The following is a 16,756-nucleotide window of genomic DNA, read 5'->3' as shown; positions in this document are numbered from 1 at the left end:
ATTATGAAGAAATTTTTCTTTATTTCTATAGTATTTGCACTATTTATTTCTTGTACACCAAAAAAGTATAAAGATTTAGATGAAGGTTTATATGCAGAAATTGAAACTAATAAAGGAAATATCTTATTAGAATTATATGCTGATGATGTACCTAAAACTGTTGCAAATTTTGTTGCTTTAGTTGAAGGTACAAACAGTAGGTTATTAGATTCTTTAAAAGGTAAAAACTTTTATGAAGGTGTTATCTTTCATAGAGTAGTTCCTAATTTTGTAATTCAAGGTGGTGGTTTTACACCAGAAGGTAGAAAAAGTACAGGTTATCTTTTTGGTGATGAGTTTCCAAGAAATGAAAATGGAGATTTTATCTATAAACACGATGATGAAGGTGTGCTTTCTATGGCAAACGGAGGACCAACAACCAATAACAGTCAGTTTTTTATTACACACAGAGCAATTCCACATTTAAACGGAAAGCATAGTGTTTTTGGTAAAACAGTTGTAAACCCTTTTGAGTTAAAAAAGTTACAACAAAAGTATTCCGATTCTTTACAATTAAGAAAAGCAATTGATTCTACTAGAATGGCAGTTGTATTTAAAATATCACAAAATGATACAATTAATACAGTAAACATAATTAGAATAGGATCTAAAGCAGAAGATTTTAATGCTGCAGAAGTTTTCGATGCTGAAGTTACAAACTTTAATAAATCTCAAGAAGACAAGATTAAAGAAGAAAACAAAGTTGAAGAAAAAAGATATTCTAAATATTTAGAAGATAAACGTGCTTTCTTAATAGAAAAAAACGAAGCTAAAGCAATAAAAACAGGTACAGGTTTACGTATTTTAAAGTTAAAAGAAACAAATGGTAAAAAAGTAGTACCTACAAAAACGGTTACTGCAAATTATACCTTGTACATTGCAGATGGTAAAAGAATGCAATCTTCAGATGATGTTGGTAAGCCAATTGTTTTCGATTTAAACGATGAAGCTAGACCAATGATTACTGGTTTAAAAGAAGGTGTTCTAACTATGAAAGTAGGTGAGAAGTCAAGATTTTTTATACCTTATACAATTGGGTTTGGAGATGTTAAATTTGGCCCTTTTCCTGCAAAATCAGATTTAGTTTTTGAAGTAGAAATATTAAAAATTGGCAAATAATTTGTTAGACATTATTCAGAAAGACAAAGAATTACTTATTTTTTTAAATAACTTAGGAAGTGAACAGTGGGATTCTTTTTGGTTGGCAATTACGCATCAACTAAATTGGGCACCTTTGTTTCTTCTTATTATTTTTTTAGTTGTAAGATCCTTCGGCTGGAAGCGCGGTGGTGTTATGATTCTTTCTATGATTATATTGGTTGCTTTCTCAGATCAATTTACCAATTTAATTAAGAATTCAGTAGAAAGAATAAGACCAAATAACGATATTGAAATTAAGCATTTATTAAGAACATTAATAAGTCCACAAAGTTTTAGTTTTATGTCTGGTCATGCAACAACATCAACATTTTTCTCTGTTTTTGTTGTACTTTTATTAAAAGACACCTATAAATATATTTATCTAATTTTATTTTTCCCTTTAATATTTGCTTATAGTAGATTGTATTTAGGGGTTCATTTTCCAATAGATATTTCTGTAGGAATTATTATAGGAATAACTTTTGCAAACTTGTATTATTACCTATTTAAAAAAATTGACAAAAAGTTATTTAGTTGATTTTTTATTGTTGAAGTATAAATACTTTGTAGCATGATAATATCCTTCAAGTAAGCTATCCATTTCTTTCGCTTTTGAAGGATATTTTTGTTTTAAATCAATCACTCCTTCTTCTTTTAAATTAAATAAGCCAATTGTATGTGTAACATTAGTCTTATAGTAATATAAACTATCTTTTAAAAGCCCTACAGCAGGTTCTCCTTTAATACCTAAATAAACAAAAGAAGTTGCATCTACATAGTTAGCATCTAGTAGGTTGTTACCTAATGTATAGTTCGTGTGATTTATCTTTGCTAAATTTATTACAGTAGGAAAAAGGTCAATTAATTTTCCGTTTTTTTCAATTGTTTGTGGTTTTACAAACTTAGGAGCATGAATTAAAAAAGGAACATGTTGAGATTGAATATTTAAATCTGATTCTTTTGTATACAAATTAGTTCTAGTCATAGCTGTATTATGATCTCCAAAAAAGGCAAATATGGTATTTTCATAATAACCAGCTACTTTTGCTCTTTCTAAAAAACGACCAATATTAAAATCTAAATAACGTAAAGCATTTAATTGTGCAACAGATTTAAATCCACTTTTCTTAAGTAAGTCATTAGAAATAACACTATCAGCTAATGGTTTAAAACCCTCTTTTTCATCTGGTACGGTAAAAGGCATGTGATTCGATGCTGTTTGAATGTAGGCTATAAAAGGTTTCTTCTTTTTGGCTAATTTTTCTAATTCTTTATTAGATTCTTTAAAAAGCTCGTAATCATCAATTCCCCAAACATCAGCTCTTTTCTCTGTTTCATAACTTCCTTCTTCAAATATTTTTAATCCTTTTATATTCGATTGAAAAATGCTTCTTATGTTAGCCCAATTTGCACTTCCGCCTAAAAAGTATAATTTTTCATAATCTGTAAACTGATCAAACAAGATACGTTGGTCTTGTAATAGTGGGTTTCTAGATGCTGTTCTAACGTTTTCTATATCTGGTAAACCTGTAACACTCGCAAAAACACTTGCTGCAGTACCAGATTTATGAACATAAAAGTTAGGGAAACTAACACTTTTATTAATTAATGAATCTAAAATTGGTGTGCTATTTATAGGGTTTCCGTAAAAACTCATAGGTTTAACGCCTACAGATTCCATCATAACAATTACAACATTTGGTTTCTTTGTATAAGTAGAATCGAATGTTACTTTTCTTTCAAAAGAGATGTTATCTTTTGGTAAATTTAAATGATCTGCAATTACAGGATAGTATTTATTAAACTCATCTATATTAACACCTTCACTTCTGTAAGCAAAACTATCGAAAAAGTATAAAACAGGGTTTAATGTAAATTGATTTACTGCATTATTTTTAGAAAAGAAAGCTTCACTCCAACGCAAAGGATAATGAGTAAAACTATTATAGATTCCAAAAGAAAGTAATAAAAAAGTACCAATAAAATAAAACGCCTTTATTTTATTCGATATTAATGTTTTCTGATTTTTATAAAAAGTATATACAAACTTAGATAATTTATAAATGAAAAAGCACAAAAGAAGTAAACCTAAAATTCCTTTATAGATTGGGTAACTTTCAACTAAAACCTGGCTAGATATTTTTAAATTACTTAAGAAACGAAGAGATGAAGCATCTAAACGAATGCTTAAATAATCGTAATAACCAAAATCAAATAAGAAGAAAAGTGTAAGAATTAAGTAGGCTAGAATTATATAAATACGTGAAATATTTTGATATATTTTTCGATTTAAAAACTTATAATTTGTAACTAAAATTAATATAGCCAAAGGAAAAAAGCTAATAACAGCTAATTTCAAATCAAAACGTGCACCTAATAAAAATCCTTTTTGTATTTCTAATGCAGAAACATTTTCTAGTTGTGCAAATAAGTAATAGAAAAGTACTCTAAAAGAGAATATATAGATAAAGAGTAACGCTACATTTGTAAAAATGTATTTAATATATTTAGGAATCTTTTGAAACATTATTTGTATTTATCTTGCAAAGATATTTATTTTTCATTGATTAAAAGATTGATGTACTCATCGAATTCTTTTTTAAATGTTAAATATTTTTCACCTGTTGCAGGTCCATTAAAGCCTGTGTGTATTTTTCTTACTGTTCCTTTCTTATCTATAAAAACAGTTGTAGGGTAAGAGAGAATATGGTTTAACATTGGTAATTTTTCTTGTGCCATTTTCTTATTAGCAATATTACCAAAGTCTGCTAGTAAAACAGGATATTTAATTCCTATTCTATTTTTTAATCTTTCTATTCTTAGAAATGCAGCTTCTTTTGTTTTTGCAACTTCAAAAGCCAAACCAATAACTTTAATATCTTTTTTAGAATTTTCTTTTAAATAGTTAACATAAAACTTACTTTCATCTAAACAATTAGGGCACCAAGTTCCCATAATTTGAACCAAAACTATTTTATTTTGAAACTGTTTATCTGTTAAGGAAACAATTTTACCTGTTTCATCTGAAAAAGAAAAAGCCAAGGTCTTATAACCTTCTTTTAAGTATGTTAATTCCTCTTCGTTTGGTAATTGATAAGTGTTGTTAAGTTTTGCTGTAAAAGGTTCTTTCCAGTGGTTTCCAGAATAGAAAAATCCGTTTATTATAGAATCAGACACTTTAGCAGTAAAAAGAAATGCATGCGCACCATCGAAAGTAGACATTTTTAAAGAATCTCCATCAATACGTCCTTCTAAATATCTATAATCTCCAGTTGTAGTTCTAAAAGTACCGGTAACCTTATCCTCTTTTTGTTTAAATATTCCTTTGGCAATATAACTATCTTCTTTCGTCTCTTTACTAAAAACGGTTTCCCAATTCCCTGTAATATTAATACTTGTTTGTTTACTGTTTATAGGAAATCTATTGGTACCTTTTTTAGTATAAAAAGGGACAACTCTATCTAAACTTTCTTTTATAAAAGAGCCTTCTAAATTGCCGTCTTTTTTTATTTTTGCAACAATATAACCTTCGTAAACAGGTGTTTGAATATAAATAGAGTCATTTTTATAACTAATTTCATCAACAATAATTCTTTCATCAGCATTAAAGATAGTTAGTAAGGTCTTGTTTTTAACTTCAAAAATAAAAGGCAATTCTTGGTTGTCTTGTACTTTTAATATCGCTCTGTAAGTTCCTTTTTTAAGTGTGCTTATTTTTTCTTTATTGCATGAAATACAGCTAATTACAAAAAATGAAAAGAGTAGAAATGTTTTCTTCATATTTATAGGAATAGTTTTCTTATAATTTTGTGAATAAACTTACGTCTTTTAAGTTAAAAAGGGACTTAAAAAACCATAAAAATCAGTAAATTTGTCACTGAAAACATCAAAAAAAGTATATGAAAATTTCATACAATTGGTTAAAGCAGTTTTTACAAACAGATTGGGACGCAGTAAAAACAGGTGAATTGTTAACTGATTTAGGTTTAGAAGTAGAAGGTATCGAAACCAAAGAATCTATTAAAGGTAGCTTAAAAGGTATTGTAGTTGGTAAAGTTTTAACTTGCATACAACACCCAAATGCAGATAGATTAAAGGTTACAACTGTAGATTTAGGATCTGGTGAACCTGTACAAATTGTTTGTGGAGCGCCAAACGTAGCTGCAGGACAGAAAGTACCTGTTGCAACTATTGGTACAACTTTATATGATGATAAAGGTGAAGGCTTTAAAATTAAGAAAGGGAAAATTAGAGGAGAAGAAAGCCATGGAATGATTTGTGCTGAAGACGAACTTGGTTTAGGTTCTGGTCATGACGGTATTATGGTTCTAGATGATGAACTAATAATAGGTACATCAGCTGCAGAAGTTTTTAATATAGAAATAGATGAAATCTTTGAAATAGGATTAACACCTAACAGATCTGATGCAATGAGCCACTTTGGTGTTGCTAGAGATTTACGTGCAGGTTTAATGCAGCAAGAAATTAATTTAGAATTAATTTCTCCTTCTGTAAGCGATTTTCATGTAGATGAAAGAACATTACGCTTTGATGTTGAAGTTGAAAATAAAGAACAAGCTCCAAGATATTGTGGTATTACTATTACAGATGTAACTGTAAAAGACTCGCCAGAATGGATTCAAAATAGATTAAAAGCAATTGGTTTAACTCCCAAAAATAACATTGTAGACATTACAAATTATGTTTTACATGAACTTGGGCAGCCTTTACATGCTTTTGATGCTCAAAAAATTAAAGGAAATAAAGTTCTAGTAAAAACATTAGAAGAAGGTACTAAGTTTACAACTTTAGATGATGTTGAACGAAAACTATCTTCTGAAGATATTATGATTTGTGATGCAGAATCAAATCCACTTTGTATTGCAGGTGTTTTTGGAGGAAGTAAATCTGGAGTTACAGAACACACAACATCAATATTTTTAGAAAGTGCCTATTTTAACCCTGTTTCTGTTAGAAAAACAGCTAAGAGACATGCATTAAATACAGATGCTTCTTTTCGTTTTGAACGTGGTATAGATATTAATATGACAGAATACGCTTTAAAACGTGCTGCTCTATTAATTGAAGAATATGCTGGTGGAAAAATGGGATCTGATGTTTCTGATTTCTATCCTGAAAAAATTGAAGATTTTCAAGTTTTTCTATCTTATGAAAATTCATATAGATTAATTGGTCAAGAAATACCAAAAGAAACAATAAAGAAAATTTTAGCTTCTTTAGAAATTAAAATTAATAGTGAAACAGAAGGAGGTTTAGGTTTAACGATTCCTTCTTATAGAACAGATGTACAAAGAGAAGCAGATATTATAGAAGAGATTTTAAGAGTTTATGGATATAATAATATCGAGTTTTCTCATAAATTAAACACATCAATTTCTTTTGATTCTAATAAAGATACTAAGGTAGAAAACGTTGTTGCAAATCAATTAACGGCATTAGGTTTTAACGAAACGATGGCAAATTCTTTAACAAAGCCAGAATATGTAACTTTATCTGAGAATATTAATGAAGAGGCTAATGTAGAGATGCTAAATCCGTTAAGTAACGATTTAAAAGTGATGCGTCAATCTTTATTATTTAGTGGTTTAGAGTCTGTTTCTTACAATATTAATAGAAAAAATAATTCATTAAAATTTTATGAGTTTGGTAAAACATATCATAAATACAATGAAAAATACCAAGAAGATAAGCACCTTACTTTATTTGTTACTGGTAATAGAACAAGTGATAGCTGGAAAAATGAAAACAAAACTTCAGATTTCTTTTATTTAAAAGGAATTATAACGAATGTTTTAAGTAGGTTAGGAATTGATAAATTAAAAACGACACCAACAAAACAAGATGTTTTTTCTGAAGGAATTACATTAAGTTTAGGAAAAATGAAATTGGTAGAGTTTGGAGTAGTTAAAAGAAGTTTATTAAAAGAGTTTGGTATAAAACAAGAAGTATTATTTGCAGATTTTAATTGGGATACTATTTTAAAATTAACGGGTAATAAAAATGTTAAAGTAACAGATTTACCTAAATTTCCTGCTGTAAAAAGAGATTTAGCTTTATTGTTAGATACAAAAGTAGCGTTTAAAGAGATTTATAATTTGGCTTTTCAATCTGAGAAAAACTTGTTAAAAGAAGTAGATTTATTTGATGTTTATGAAGGAGACAAATTACCAGAAGGTAAAAAGTCTTATGCAGTTAGTTTTTTAATTCAAGATGAAACTAAAACATTAGCAGACAAACAAATCGATAAAATAATGCAAAAATTACAGCAAACATTCGAGAAGAATTTAGAAGCTGTTTTAAGATAATTTAAAAGCCCCATTTAATTGGGGCTTTTTTTATATTCAATACCTATGTACAAAGTTATAGTTCGTCCTATTTTATTTTTATTCGATCCAGAAAAGGTTCATTACTTTACATTTTCTTTAATTAGAATATTATGTAAAATTCCATTTGTAGCCTCTATATTTAGAAGCTTATATCAAGTGAATGATAAGAAATTAGAGCGTAATTTATTCGGATTAACTTTTGCAAATCCTGTAGGTTTAGCAGCCGGTTTTGATAAAAACGCAGTTTTGTATAACGAGTTAGCTAATTTTGGTTTTGGTTTTATAGAGATAGGAACTGTTACACCAAAAGGACAAGTTGGTAATCCTAAGAAAAGATTATTCCGTTTAAAAGATGATAAGGGTATTATAAACCGAATGGGTTTTAATAACGATGGAGTAGAAGAGGCAATTAAAAATTTAAAGAAGAATAGACATAAAGTAATTATTGGTGGTAATATTGGTAAAAATACAGATACTCAACCAGCAGATTATACACAAGATTATTTAGAGGTTTTTAAAGAATTACACCCGTTTGTAGATTATTTTGTTTTAAATGTTAGTTGTCCTAATGTTGGTAGTCATGCAAAATTAAACGATAAAGATTATTTAATAGAACTTATTACAGAGTGCCAAAAACAAAATGATCTTTTTAAAATAAAGAAACCAATTCTATTAAAAATAGCACCAGATTTAAATAATGTTCAATTAGATGAGATTATAGAATTGGTTGCAGAAACTAAAATAGATGGTGTTATTGCTTCCAATACTTCTACTAAAAGAGATAATTTAAGCGCTTCAAAAGAACGATTAGAAGAAATAGGTAATGGTGGTGTTAGTGGACAACCAATTTTAGAACAAAGTACACAAGTAATAAAATATTTAGCAGATGTATCTAATAAATCTTTTCCAATTATTGGAGTAGGTGGTATTCATTCTGCAGAAGATGCTTTAGCTAAAATTAATGCAGGCGCAGATTTAGTACAAATTTATACAGGTTTTATATACGAAGGACCAAGCTTAGTTAAAAAGATAAATAAGGCAATACTTAATAAATAATTTTAGCCGTCTTAAATAAGTTCTTGTTTTCACAAGAAAAGTAAAAAGTGTATTTTTACTTTAATGATAGAAACACTTTTGTCCTTTGCAATAGCAACAGTAATTTTAGCATTGTCTCCAGGGCCAGATAATATTTTTGTTTTAACACAGAGTATAGTTAATGGTAGAAAATATGGTTTAGCTACTGTTTTAGGCCTTATTTCTGGTTGTTTAGTGCATACAACATTATTAGCTTTTGGTGTTTCTGCTATTATAAAAGAATCTGAAACTTTATTTACAGCAATTAAATTTTTTGGTGCTATTTATCTTTTGTATTTAGCTTTTAAGGTGTATAAATCTGATGCGACTATTTCTTTATCTGAAGAAAGTATACCAAAAAAAACTACAAAGCAACTCTTTAAACAAGGGTTTATAATGAATGTCTTAAATCCGAAAGTTTCTATATTTTTTCTAGCATTTTTTCCAGGGTTTTTGTTTAGTAAAACCTTAAATACTGTAATTCAATTTTATGTTTTAGGCCTTTTATTTATGTTTATATCTGGTATTATTTTTTCAATGATAGCAATGCTTGCTGGTTCAATATCCGAGAATATAAAAAGTAACAATAAAATTGGTTATTATTTAAAATGGACACAAGTTATTGTGTTTATTTTAATAGCTATATTCATTTTAATATAAAATAGGCTTTTATTATTTTCTATTTAAACATAAAAAAAAACCTCATAAACTATATTAGCTTATGAGGTTTTTTATATTTTATAGAATTTAAATTCTAACTATCTCTACGTTTTCTTCCAAAACCGCCAGAAGATTTTCTTTCTCCTCCACCAGAACTTCTATCAGGTCTGTCAGATGAACGTCTATCAGATGAACCACCTCTGCTTCCAGAATCACTTCTTCTTGCCGAAGATGAACCACCACCTTCTCTACGTCTTCCAAAGCCACCACCTTCTTTTTTACCAAAAGGTTTCTTACCGCCTCTTCTTCCACCACCAGAACGTTCTTTCTTAGTAATTTCGATATTAACAGATCTTCCGTCAAAATCTGGTTGGTTTGCAGAAAATGCTTCTAATGTTTTGTCTTCGAAGTTTTTATCAATTTCAAAGAAAGAGAAAGTATCTAAAATATCTATAGATCCTATTTCTACTTTATCACCAATATTTTGTTCGTTAATTAAACCAATTAATTTACCTGGGTTTAAATTATCTTTTCTACCAATGTTTATGAAGAAACGAGTCATATTTTCGTTTTCTGTTCTAGCTCTAGAATTATCTCTTGAAGATAAATCATTTAAATCTTTCGAGTTTTCATAATACTTTAACATTGTATTAAATTCTAAAGAAACAAACTTTTTAATTAACTCTTCTCTATCTAAAGATTCTAGTTTTTCATAAATACTTGGTAAAAATTCTTCCATTTCAGATTCATTTACTTCCGTATTTTGAACCTTATCAATTAAATTCATTAATTGATTCTGTACAATTTCTTTACCAGAAGGAACTTTACCTTCAATAAATTTCTTTTTAATGATTCTTTCGATCTGTCTTAGTTTCCCTTTTTCTTTACCATTTACTAAAACAATAGAAATACCTTTATTACCAGCTCTACCAGTTCTACCACTTCTGTGTGTATAGTTTTCTATCTGATCTGGTAATTTATGGTTTAATACATGTGTTAATTCTGTAACATCTAATCCACGAGCTGCAACATCTGTAGCTACTAGTATTTTAATTGTCTTCTTACGGAATTTACCCATTACAGAATCTCTTTGCCCTTGAGATAAATCTCCATGTAAAGAATCTGCACTATAACCATCTCTAATTAAATTATCTGCAATTTCTTGAGTCTCTCTACGAGTTCTACAAAAAATAATAGCATAAATATCAGGATTTAAATCTGCAATTCTTTTTAAAGCAGGGTAACGTGTTCTTTCTGTAACAGAATAATATTCATGCGTTACATTTTCTGAACCAGAATTTTTCTCACCAGAAGTAATTTCAACTGGTTTAGTCATATAGTTTCTAGCAATTGCTTCAACTTCTCTAGGAAAAGTTGCAGAAAACAATAATGTTTGTTTTGTTTCTGGTGTTGCTTCTAAAACTTTATCTAATTCGTCTTTAAAACCCATGTTAAGCATTTCATCGGCTTCATCTAAGACTAACCATTGAACGCTTCCTAATTTTAAAGCTCTTCTTTTTATTAAATCTACTGTTCTACCAGGAGTTCCTACAACAATTTGAGAACCTCTTTTTAAAGATCTAATTTGATCTTCCATACTAGAACCACCATATACTGTAGTTACTTTAACATCTGGTAAATATTTACAAAAGTCTTTAATATTATTACCAATTTGAACTGCAAGTTCTCTAGTTGGTGATAAAATAATAGCTTGTACATTACCACTGTTAGTATCTAAAAGCTCTAATATTGGCAAACTAAAAGCAGCAGTTTTACCTGTACCTGTTTGTGCAAATGCTTTTAAATCATCTGTTGAAGAAATAATTTGTGGAATTGCTTTTTCTTGAATAACAGTTGGTTTTTCATAACCTAAATCTGTTAATGCTCTGTTGATAGGTTCTTTTAAACCTAATTCTAAAAATGTTGACATCACTGTGTTTTTGGAGATTCACAGAACGCCCACCTGCAAATCAATTTATAAATTTCGACTTGATTTTCTATGAGTTCCCTCAAAATTAAAATCGCGCAAAGGTACAAGAAAAGAACTATAAAACAACCTTTAAGGCAATTAATTTATTTTACTTAATTCTTTAAGCTGTTTTTCTATATTATAAGAGGAAATAGCGGCATATCCATTTACTACAATTCCGTTTTTATCTACAAGAATTGTTCGATGCATATTACTTGTAAGAAAATTGTTGTCTAATTGTTTAGAGTTAATGTAATATTGGTTCTTAATATCAATATTTTTAATTCTATTTGTATTATTACCATCAATCTCTATAATAGCAAAGTTTAATAACGGATATTTCTTTTGCAAATAAGGTATTCTCGAACTAATATATGGTTTAGAAATATTTTCTTTGTTCCAAAATAGTAAAACGGTGTTTTTATTAATTGTAAAGTCTTCTATATGTATCGCTTGATTTGTGAAATCTGAAATTGAAAAATCTTTTATTTCATCTCCTTTAAGAATTACTTTATTATCTTCTAAAATGCTTTTAATAAGTGATTTATCTTTGTCATTTGAAGATAGGTTGAAATAAACATCAAAAGCCTCTTGATTAACATTACAACTAGACTTTCTGTAAAAATGATCTAAAACAGTTCTTTTTAAAAATGCGTTTTTAGATTCTTTAGCGTTTATTTCTGAACTAATAGTGTTTAATAAATCTACCGTAAAATCTGAAGAAAATTCATCTTTCATGGGTTTATGTCCCTTTGCATAGGTTAAATTATAAAGATAATTTGTAGTATACCTAGCATAAGGCGTATAGTACATTAAAACTTCATTATTATAATCTAATTCCTTTCTATATGCATAGAAGCTCTCATCTGTTTTAGGAAAATCCTTTTTCTTGTTAGTATAAACATGGTTTATAGGATACCTTTCTACTCTAGAGTATATAGGATATGTTAAAGCTGTTTTTAGAATTTTAAAATACTCATCTGTTTCATTTGGATGTGTTTCTAAATAAGTATTATACGTACCTAGTTTAAAATTAATAATAGAATCAATTTTGTTTTTGTATGCTTTTGGTTTTAACTTATTTAATTTATAAAAAAGTTTTCTCTCGTATTCGTCTTCTAAGAAAATATCAACTAAGATATTATTTCTTTCAGCTCCTTTACCAGCAAAAACTAAAGATTCATCAAAATCCCAAGTATTTAAACGTAACATTAAGCTGTCTTTTGGCTCTAAATAAATATATTGATTCTCGTTGCCATGTTTAAAATAATACATGCCTTCTTCTAGATTATCATAAGTACCTAGAAAATTATTTCTATCATTAAGTAATAATGTATCTATTACTTTATCCTTTGCATAAAGCACTAAGTACTTCGTTTTAGGATTTATAATTTTACCTCCAAAAAAAGTGTTAGAGTTTTCTTTACTAGTGTTACAACCTGTTATGGCTAGCAATAGATAAGATAAAGCGATATAATTAAATATTTTTCTTGTCATAAATAGAGGTACACAAAGTGTTTAACAAATGTAGAAATTTGAAACAGGTATGATTGTTAATTCACTGTTAAAATCGTGCTAAATAATAATAAAAACAGATAATTATTGCACGTAAAAGTATTAATGTTATTGGTTGTAAAGAAAAATGGAATTTGTACTTTTGCACAAAATTAAAAAAGTTTATATATATGTTATCAGTTTCTAATTTATCGGTTCAATTTGGAAAACGTATTTTGTTTGATGAAGTAAATACAAAATTTCTTCATGGAAATTGCTATGGTATTATTGGAGCAAACGGAGCGGGAAAATCTACTTTCTTAAAAATTATTTCTGGCGTTCAAGAACCTACATCAGGGCAAGTACACTTAGAAAAAGGGAAGCGTATGTCTGTTTTAACACAAGATCATTATGCTTTTGATGAGTTTCCTGTTTTAGAAACAGTTGTAAGAGGTAACAAAGATTTGTTTAAGATAAAAAAACAAATTGACGAGTTATACGCAGATTATACTGATGAAAATGCAGAGAAAATAGGTGAATTACAAATTGTATTTGAAGCAATGGATGGTTGGAATGCAGATTCTAACGCGGCTACAATGTTATCTAACTTAGGTATAAAGGAAGATTTACATTATACTTTAATGAAAGATTTAGATGGTAAACAAAAAGTACGTGTATTAATTGCACAAGCACTTTTTGGAAACCCAGATGTTTTAATTATGGATGAGCCAACCAATGATTTAGATTTTGAAACGATATCTTGGTTAGAAAATTTCTTAGCAAACTTCGAGAACACTGTAATTGTAGTTTCGCATGATAGACACTTTTTAGATGCTGTTTGTACACATATTTCAGATATAGATTTTAGTAAAATTAACCATTACTCTGGTAATTATACTTTTTGGTATGAGTCTAGTCAATTAGCAGCGAAACAAAGAGCACAACAAAATAAGAAAGCAGAAGATAAAAAGAAAGAATTAGAAGATTTTATTAGACGTTTTTCTGCCAATGTTGCAAAATCTAAACAAGCAACTTCTCGTAAGAAAATGATAGAGAAGTTAAATGTAGAAGATATTAAACCATCTAGTAGACGTTATCCTGCAATTATTTTCGATAGAGATCGAGAGGCTGGAGATCAGATTTTAAACGTAGAAGGTTTATCTAAGCAATTTGAAGATGAAAAATTATTTGATGATGTACACATCAATTTAAATAAAGGAGATAAAATTGCAATTATTTCTAAAAACTCTAGAGCAATTAGTGCTTTTTATGAAATTATAACAGAAAACGAAAAAGCAGATGCTGGTGAGTTTTCTTGGGGAGTTACAACTACACAATCTTACTTACCTTTAGATAATTCTACTTTCTTCCAAGACGGAGAATTAAATTTAGTAGATTGGTTAAGACAATACGCACAAACAGAAGAGGAAAGGGAAGAAGTTTTTATTCGTGGCTTTTTAGGAAAAATGATTTTTTCTGGAGAAGAAGCTTTAAAGAAAAGTAATGTGCTTTCTGGAGGAGAAAAAGTACGTTGTATGTTGTCTAGAATGATGATGAAAAGAGGAAATGTTTTAATCTTAGATGAACCTACAAATCACTTAGATTTAGAATCTATTCAATCTTTAAACAACGCTTTAATTAATTTTAAAGGTACTATTTTACTATCTACTCATGATCATGAGTTTGCCCAAACAGTAGCAAATAGAATTATAGAATTAACACCAAAAGGAGCAATAGATAGATATACAACTTTCGAAGAGTATTTATCAGACCCAAAAATAAAAGAATTAAGAGATAAGATGTATTCTTAATATATTTTTTATCAAACAAAAAAAAGGAAGCCTATGGCTTCCTTTTTTTGTTTGATAGTATTTTGTTTATTTTTTAATAGGACTAATAATTTTAACATCAGAAAAAGAAATAGCACCTCTAACAACACCATCTATAGTCTTTTTTAAAGCTTCAATTAATTGCATTTTTAATTGAGATTTATGGTAAATTAAACTCACTTCTCTTGCTGGAGGAGGATTTGTAAATTCACGTAAATGAGATTTATCAACATCATTTAAATCTAAAGTATGCAAGTAAGGTAGCAAAGTCATTCCTAAACCTTCTTTAGAAAGTTTAATCAACGTATCAAAACTTCCACTTTGTAACTGAAATCTTTTTTTATTATCAATTTTATGATTTCTACATAAATTAAGGACACTGTCTTTAAAACAATGGCCATCTTCTAATAATAAAATGTCTTCCATTTCTAGCTCATCTGCAGAAATTTGTTTGTTATTAAAAAGTCTATGGCTCTTAGGTATTAATCCTACAAAAGGTTCATAGTATAAAGGTCTTTCTTTAATAGCTTCATTTTCTAAAGGTGTTGCAGCAATTGCAGCATCTATATGACCGTCTGTTAATTTTCTAACAATATCTTCTGTGGTTAATTCTTCAATAATTAACTTTACTTTCGGGTATTTCTTTGTGAAATTTTGAAGAAACATAGGTAATAAAGTAGGCATTATTGTTGGTATAATTCCTAATTTAAATTCACCACCAATATATCCTTTTTGTTGATGTACAATATCTAAGATTCTATTGCTTTCATCTACAATAACTTTTGCTTGTTCAACAATCTTCTTACCAACTTCTGTTAATTCAATTGGTTTTTTAGATCGATTAAATATTTTAACACCTAATTCATCTTCTAATTTCTGAATTTGCATGCTTAAAGTTGGTTGCGTAACAAAGCTGTGTTCTGCTGCTACAGTAAAATTCTGATATTCTGCAACAGATAAAACATATTTTAATTGGGTAATAGTCATTCGTATCAAATATTTTGATAAAGATATTAAAACTATCAATAATTATTATAGTTTATTGTAACTAATTTCTCTTAAATTTGATGTATAATAAAAACTACTATAAAATGAATAAATCAATATTAGGATTAGACAAAAAGGAAAGTGCAAACTTAGTTGATAATTTAAACGGATTATTATCTAATTTTCAAATTTATTATCAAAATTTAAGAGGACTGCACTGGAATATTAAGGGAAAGAATTTTTTTGATTTACATATTAAATTCGAAGAATTTTACACAGATTCTCAAGTAAAAATAGATGACATAGCAGAACGTATTTTAACGTTACAAGGAAAGCCTTTGCATACATTTGCAGATTATTTAGAAACTTCTACAGTTGCTGTTGGTAAAGATATTTCTAATGATGTGATGGCTGTAGAATTAGTGGTTAGTTCTTTATCTGAATTATTAAAAATAGAAAGAGAAATTTTAGATTTATCTGACAAAACAGATGATGAAGGAACAAACTCTATGATGAGTGATTTTATTTCAGAGCAAGAAAAAACAATATGGATGTTAAACTCTTGGTTAGGAAAATAAGATTTTTAGTTTTTAAAACTAAAAATAAAAAAAGGAACTCAATTCGAGTTCCTTTTTTTTATTTTAATTTATAAGAGATTCCTATTTCATACCCTAAAAACGAATAGCCATTGTTTGGTTTCTGTGTGTCGAAATTAGAAACATGCCCAATATTACTTCCTATATATAAATAGGTTTTAGCACTTGTCTTGTAAGATAAACCTAAAGAGCCATTTTCTATAAATGTAAAGCCTTTTGCTAAACGTTCTGTTCTTGTGTCTATAGTTGCTAAACCCAAGCCAATTGTAGTAACAAAATCTAAATTTTTAAACAGTTCTTTTCTTAGCACAAAACCTAGTTCTAAAGCATATAAATACATTGTTTTAGGAGTTGTAAATTCGGTTCTTTTTTCTCGATAATTTTCTTCAGATGGTAACACGAATTGCTCATTAATTAATTGATGTTTTAAAACCTGAATTTGAGGTTGTACAATTAAATCAAAATTTAAAGATTTCCAAGAACCTAAATTATAAAAAGCTTGTAATTTATACGTATTCGTTTCATAAGTATAGTCTATATCATCAAAAATAAAGTTTTTTTCATTTGCATTATTATACAAAAAACCTATTTTTTTTATATTCAAAATACCTTTTTCAGTTT

General features: G+C 28.2%; 13 protein-coding genes. 7 read left to right on the top strand and 6 right to left on the bottom strand.

Annotation, left to right across the window (positions count from 1 at the left end):
* Positions 1 to 3: 3 nt before the first annotated feature.
* Together SHK09_RS04960 and SHK09_RS04955 are read left to right on the top strand one after the other, a co-directional pair.
* On the top strand, positions 4 to 1,158 hold the full coding sequence (locus SHK09_RS04960) for a peptidylprolyl isomerase (protein WP_319809673.1): 1,155 nt from the start codon (positions 4 to 6) through the stop codon (positions 1,156 to 1,158).
* Positions 1,148 to 1,717 (top strand): phosphatase PAP2 family protein, encoded by a 570-nt coding sequence (locus tag SHK09_RS04955; protein WP_319809672.1) that lies wholly within the window; start codon positions 1,148 to 1,150, stop codon positions 1,715 to 1,717. The genes SHK09_RS04960 and SHK09_RS04955 overlap by 11 nt, the downstream gene beginning before the upstream one ends.
* Here SHK09_RS04955 and SHK09_RS04950 read toward each other — a convergent pair.
* Both SHK09_RS04950 and SHK09_RS04945 read right to left on the bottom strand, forming a co-directional pair.
* Positions 1,706 to 3,706, bottom strand: coding sequence for an LTA synthase family protein (locus SHK09_RS04950; protein WP_319809671.1), 2,001 nt, complete (start codon positions 3,704 to 3,706; stop codon positions 1,706 to 1,708). The genes SHK09_RS04955 and SHK09_RS04950 overlap by 12 nt on opposite strands.
* A 26-nt stretch (positions 3,707 to 3,732) precedes the next feature.
* A complete protein-coding gene (locus SHK09_RS04945; protein ID WP_319809670.1) occupies positions 3,733 to 4,959 on the bottom strand; it encodes a TlpA disulfide reductase family protein in 1,227 nt (408 codons plus the stop codon).
* 119 nt (positions 4,960 to 5,078) lie between these two features.
* On the opposite strand from SHK09_RS04945, the gene pheT reads away from it, so the two are divergent.
* The 3 genes from pheT (at position 5,079) to SHK09_RS04930 (ending at position 9,260) form a co-directional block, all read left to right on the top strand.
* Complete coding sequence (gene pheT, locus SHK09_RS04940) at positions 5,079 to 7,505, top strand: phenylalanine--tRNA ligase subunit beta (protein WP_319809669.1); 2,427 nt, start codon at positions 5,079 to 5,081, stop codon at positions 7,503 to 7,505.
* 45 nt (positions 7,506 to 7,550) lie between these two features.
* The gene (locus tag SHK09_RS04935) at positions 7,551 to 8,582 is read left to right on the top strand and encodes a quinone-dependent dihydroorotate dehydrogenase (RefSeq protein WP_319809668.1); all 1,032 of its coding nucleotides are present in this window, start codon (positions 7,551 to 7,553) and stop codon (positions 8,580 to 8,582) included.
* Positions 8,583 to 8,645: 63 nt separating this feature from the next.
* The gene (locus tag SHK09_RS04930) at positions 8,646 to 9,260 is read left to right on the top strand and encodes a LysE family translocator (protein WP_319809667.1); all 615 of its coding nucleotides are present in this window, start codon (positions 8,646 to 8,648) and stop codon (positions 9,258 to 9,260) included.
* Positions 9,261 to 9,354: 94 nt separating this feature from the next.
* On the opposite strand, the gene SHK09_RS04925 is transcribed toward SHK09_RS04930, so the two are convergent.
* Together SHK09_RS04925 and SHK09_RS04920 are read right to left on the bottom strand one after the other, a co-directional pair.
* The gene (locus tag SHK09_RS04925) at positions 9,355 to 11,190 is read right to left on the bottom strand and encodes a DEAD/DEAH box helicase (protein ID WP_319809666.1); all 1,836 of its coding nucleotides are present in this window, start codon (positions 11,188 to 11,190) and stop codon (positions 9,355 to 9,357) included.
* A 138-nt stretch (positions 11,191 to 11,328) separates the two neighbouring features.
* On the bottom strand, positions 11,329 to 12,726 hold the full coding sequence (locus tag SHK09_RS04920) for a hypothetical protein (protein ID WP_319809665.1): 1,398 nt from the start codon (positions 12,724 to 12,726) through the stop codon (positions 11,329 to 11,331).
* A gap of 188 nt (positions 12,727 to 12,914) precedes the next feature.
* Here SHK09_RS04920 and SHK09_RS04915 point away from each other — a divergent pair, with 188 nt between their 5' ends.
* The gene (locus SHK09_RS04915; protein WP_319809664.1) at positions 12,915 to 14,534 is read left to right on the top strand and encodes an ABC-F family ATP-binding cassette domain-containing protein; all 1,620 of its coding nucleotides are present in this window, start codon (positions 12,915 to 12,917) and stop codon (positions 14,532 to 14,534) included.
* A gap of 66 nt (positions 14,535 to 14,600) precedes the next feature.
* Here SHK09_RS04915 and SHK09_RS04910 read toward each other — a convergent pair whose 3' ends face one another.
* The gene (locus tag SHK09_RS04910) at positions 14,601 to 15,539 is read right to left on the bottom strand and encodes a hydrogen peroxide-inducible genes activator (RefSeq protein ID WP_319809663.1); all 939 of its coding nucleotides are present in this window, start codon (positions 15,537 to 15,539) and stop codon (positions 14,601 to 14,603) included.
* A gap of 104 nt (positions 15,540 to 15,643) precedes the next feature.
* Between SHK09_RS04910 and SHK09_RS04905 the strand changes: the two genes are divergently transcribed.
* Entirely contained in the window at positions 15,644 to 16,117 is a 474-nt protein-coding gene (locus SHK09_RS04905; RefSeq protein WP_319809662.1) for a Dps family protein, read from the top strand.
* Between the two features lie 58 nt (positions 16,118 to 16,175).
* Here SHK09_RS04905 and SHK09_RS04900 read toward each other — a convergent pair whose 3' ends face one another.
* Positions 16,176 to 16,739: an acyloxyacyl hydrolase gene (locus SHK09_RS04900; protein ID WP_319809661.1), complete on the bottom strand. Its 564-nt coding sequence runs from the start codon at positions 16,737 to 16,739 to the stop codon at positions 16,176 to 16,178.
* Between the last annotated feature and the right edge of the window lie 17 nt (positions 16,740 to 16,756).

This window comes from Polaribacter sp. PL03 (genome assembly GCF_033875165.1).
GTDB lineage: Bacteria > Bacteroidota > Bacteroidia > Flavobacteriales > Flavobacteriaceae > Polaribacter.
This window is presented reverse-complemented; position numbering and strand designations above follow the sequence as displayed.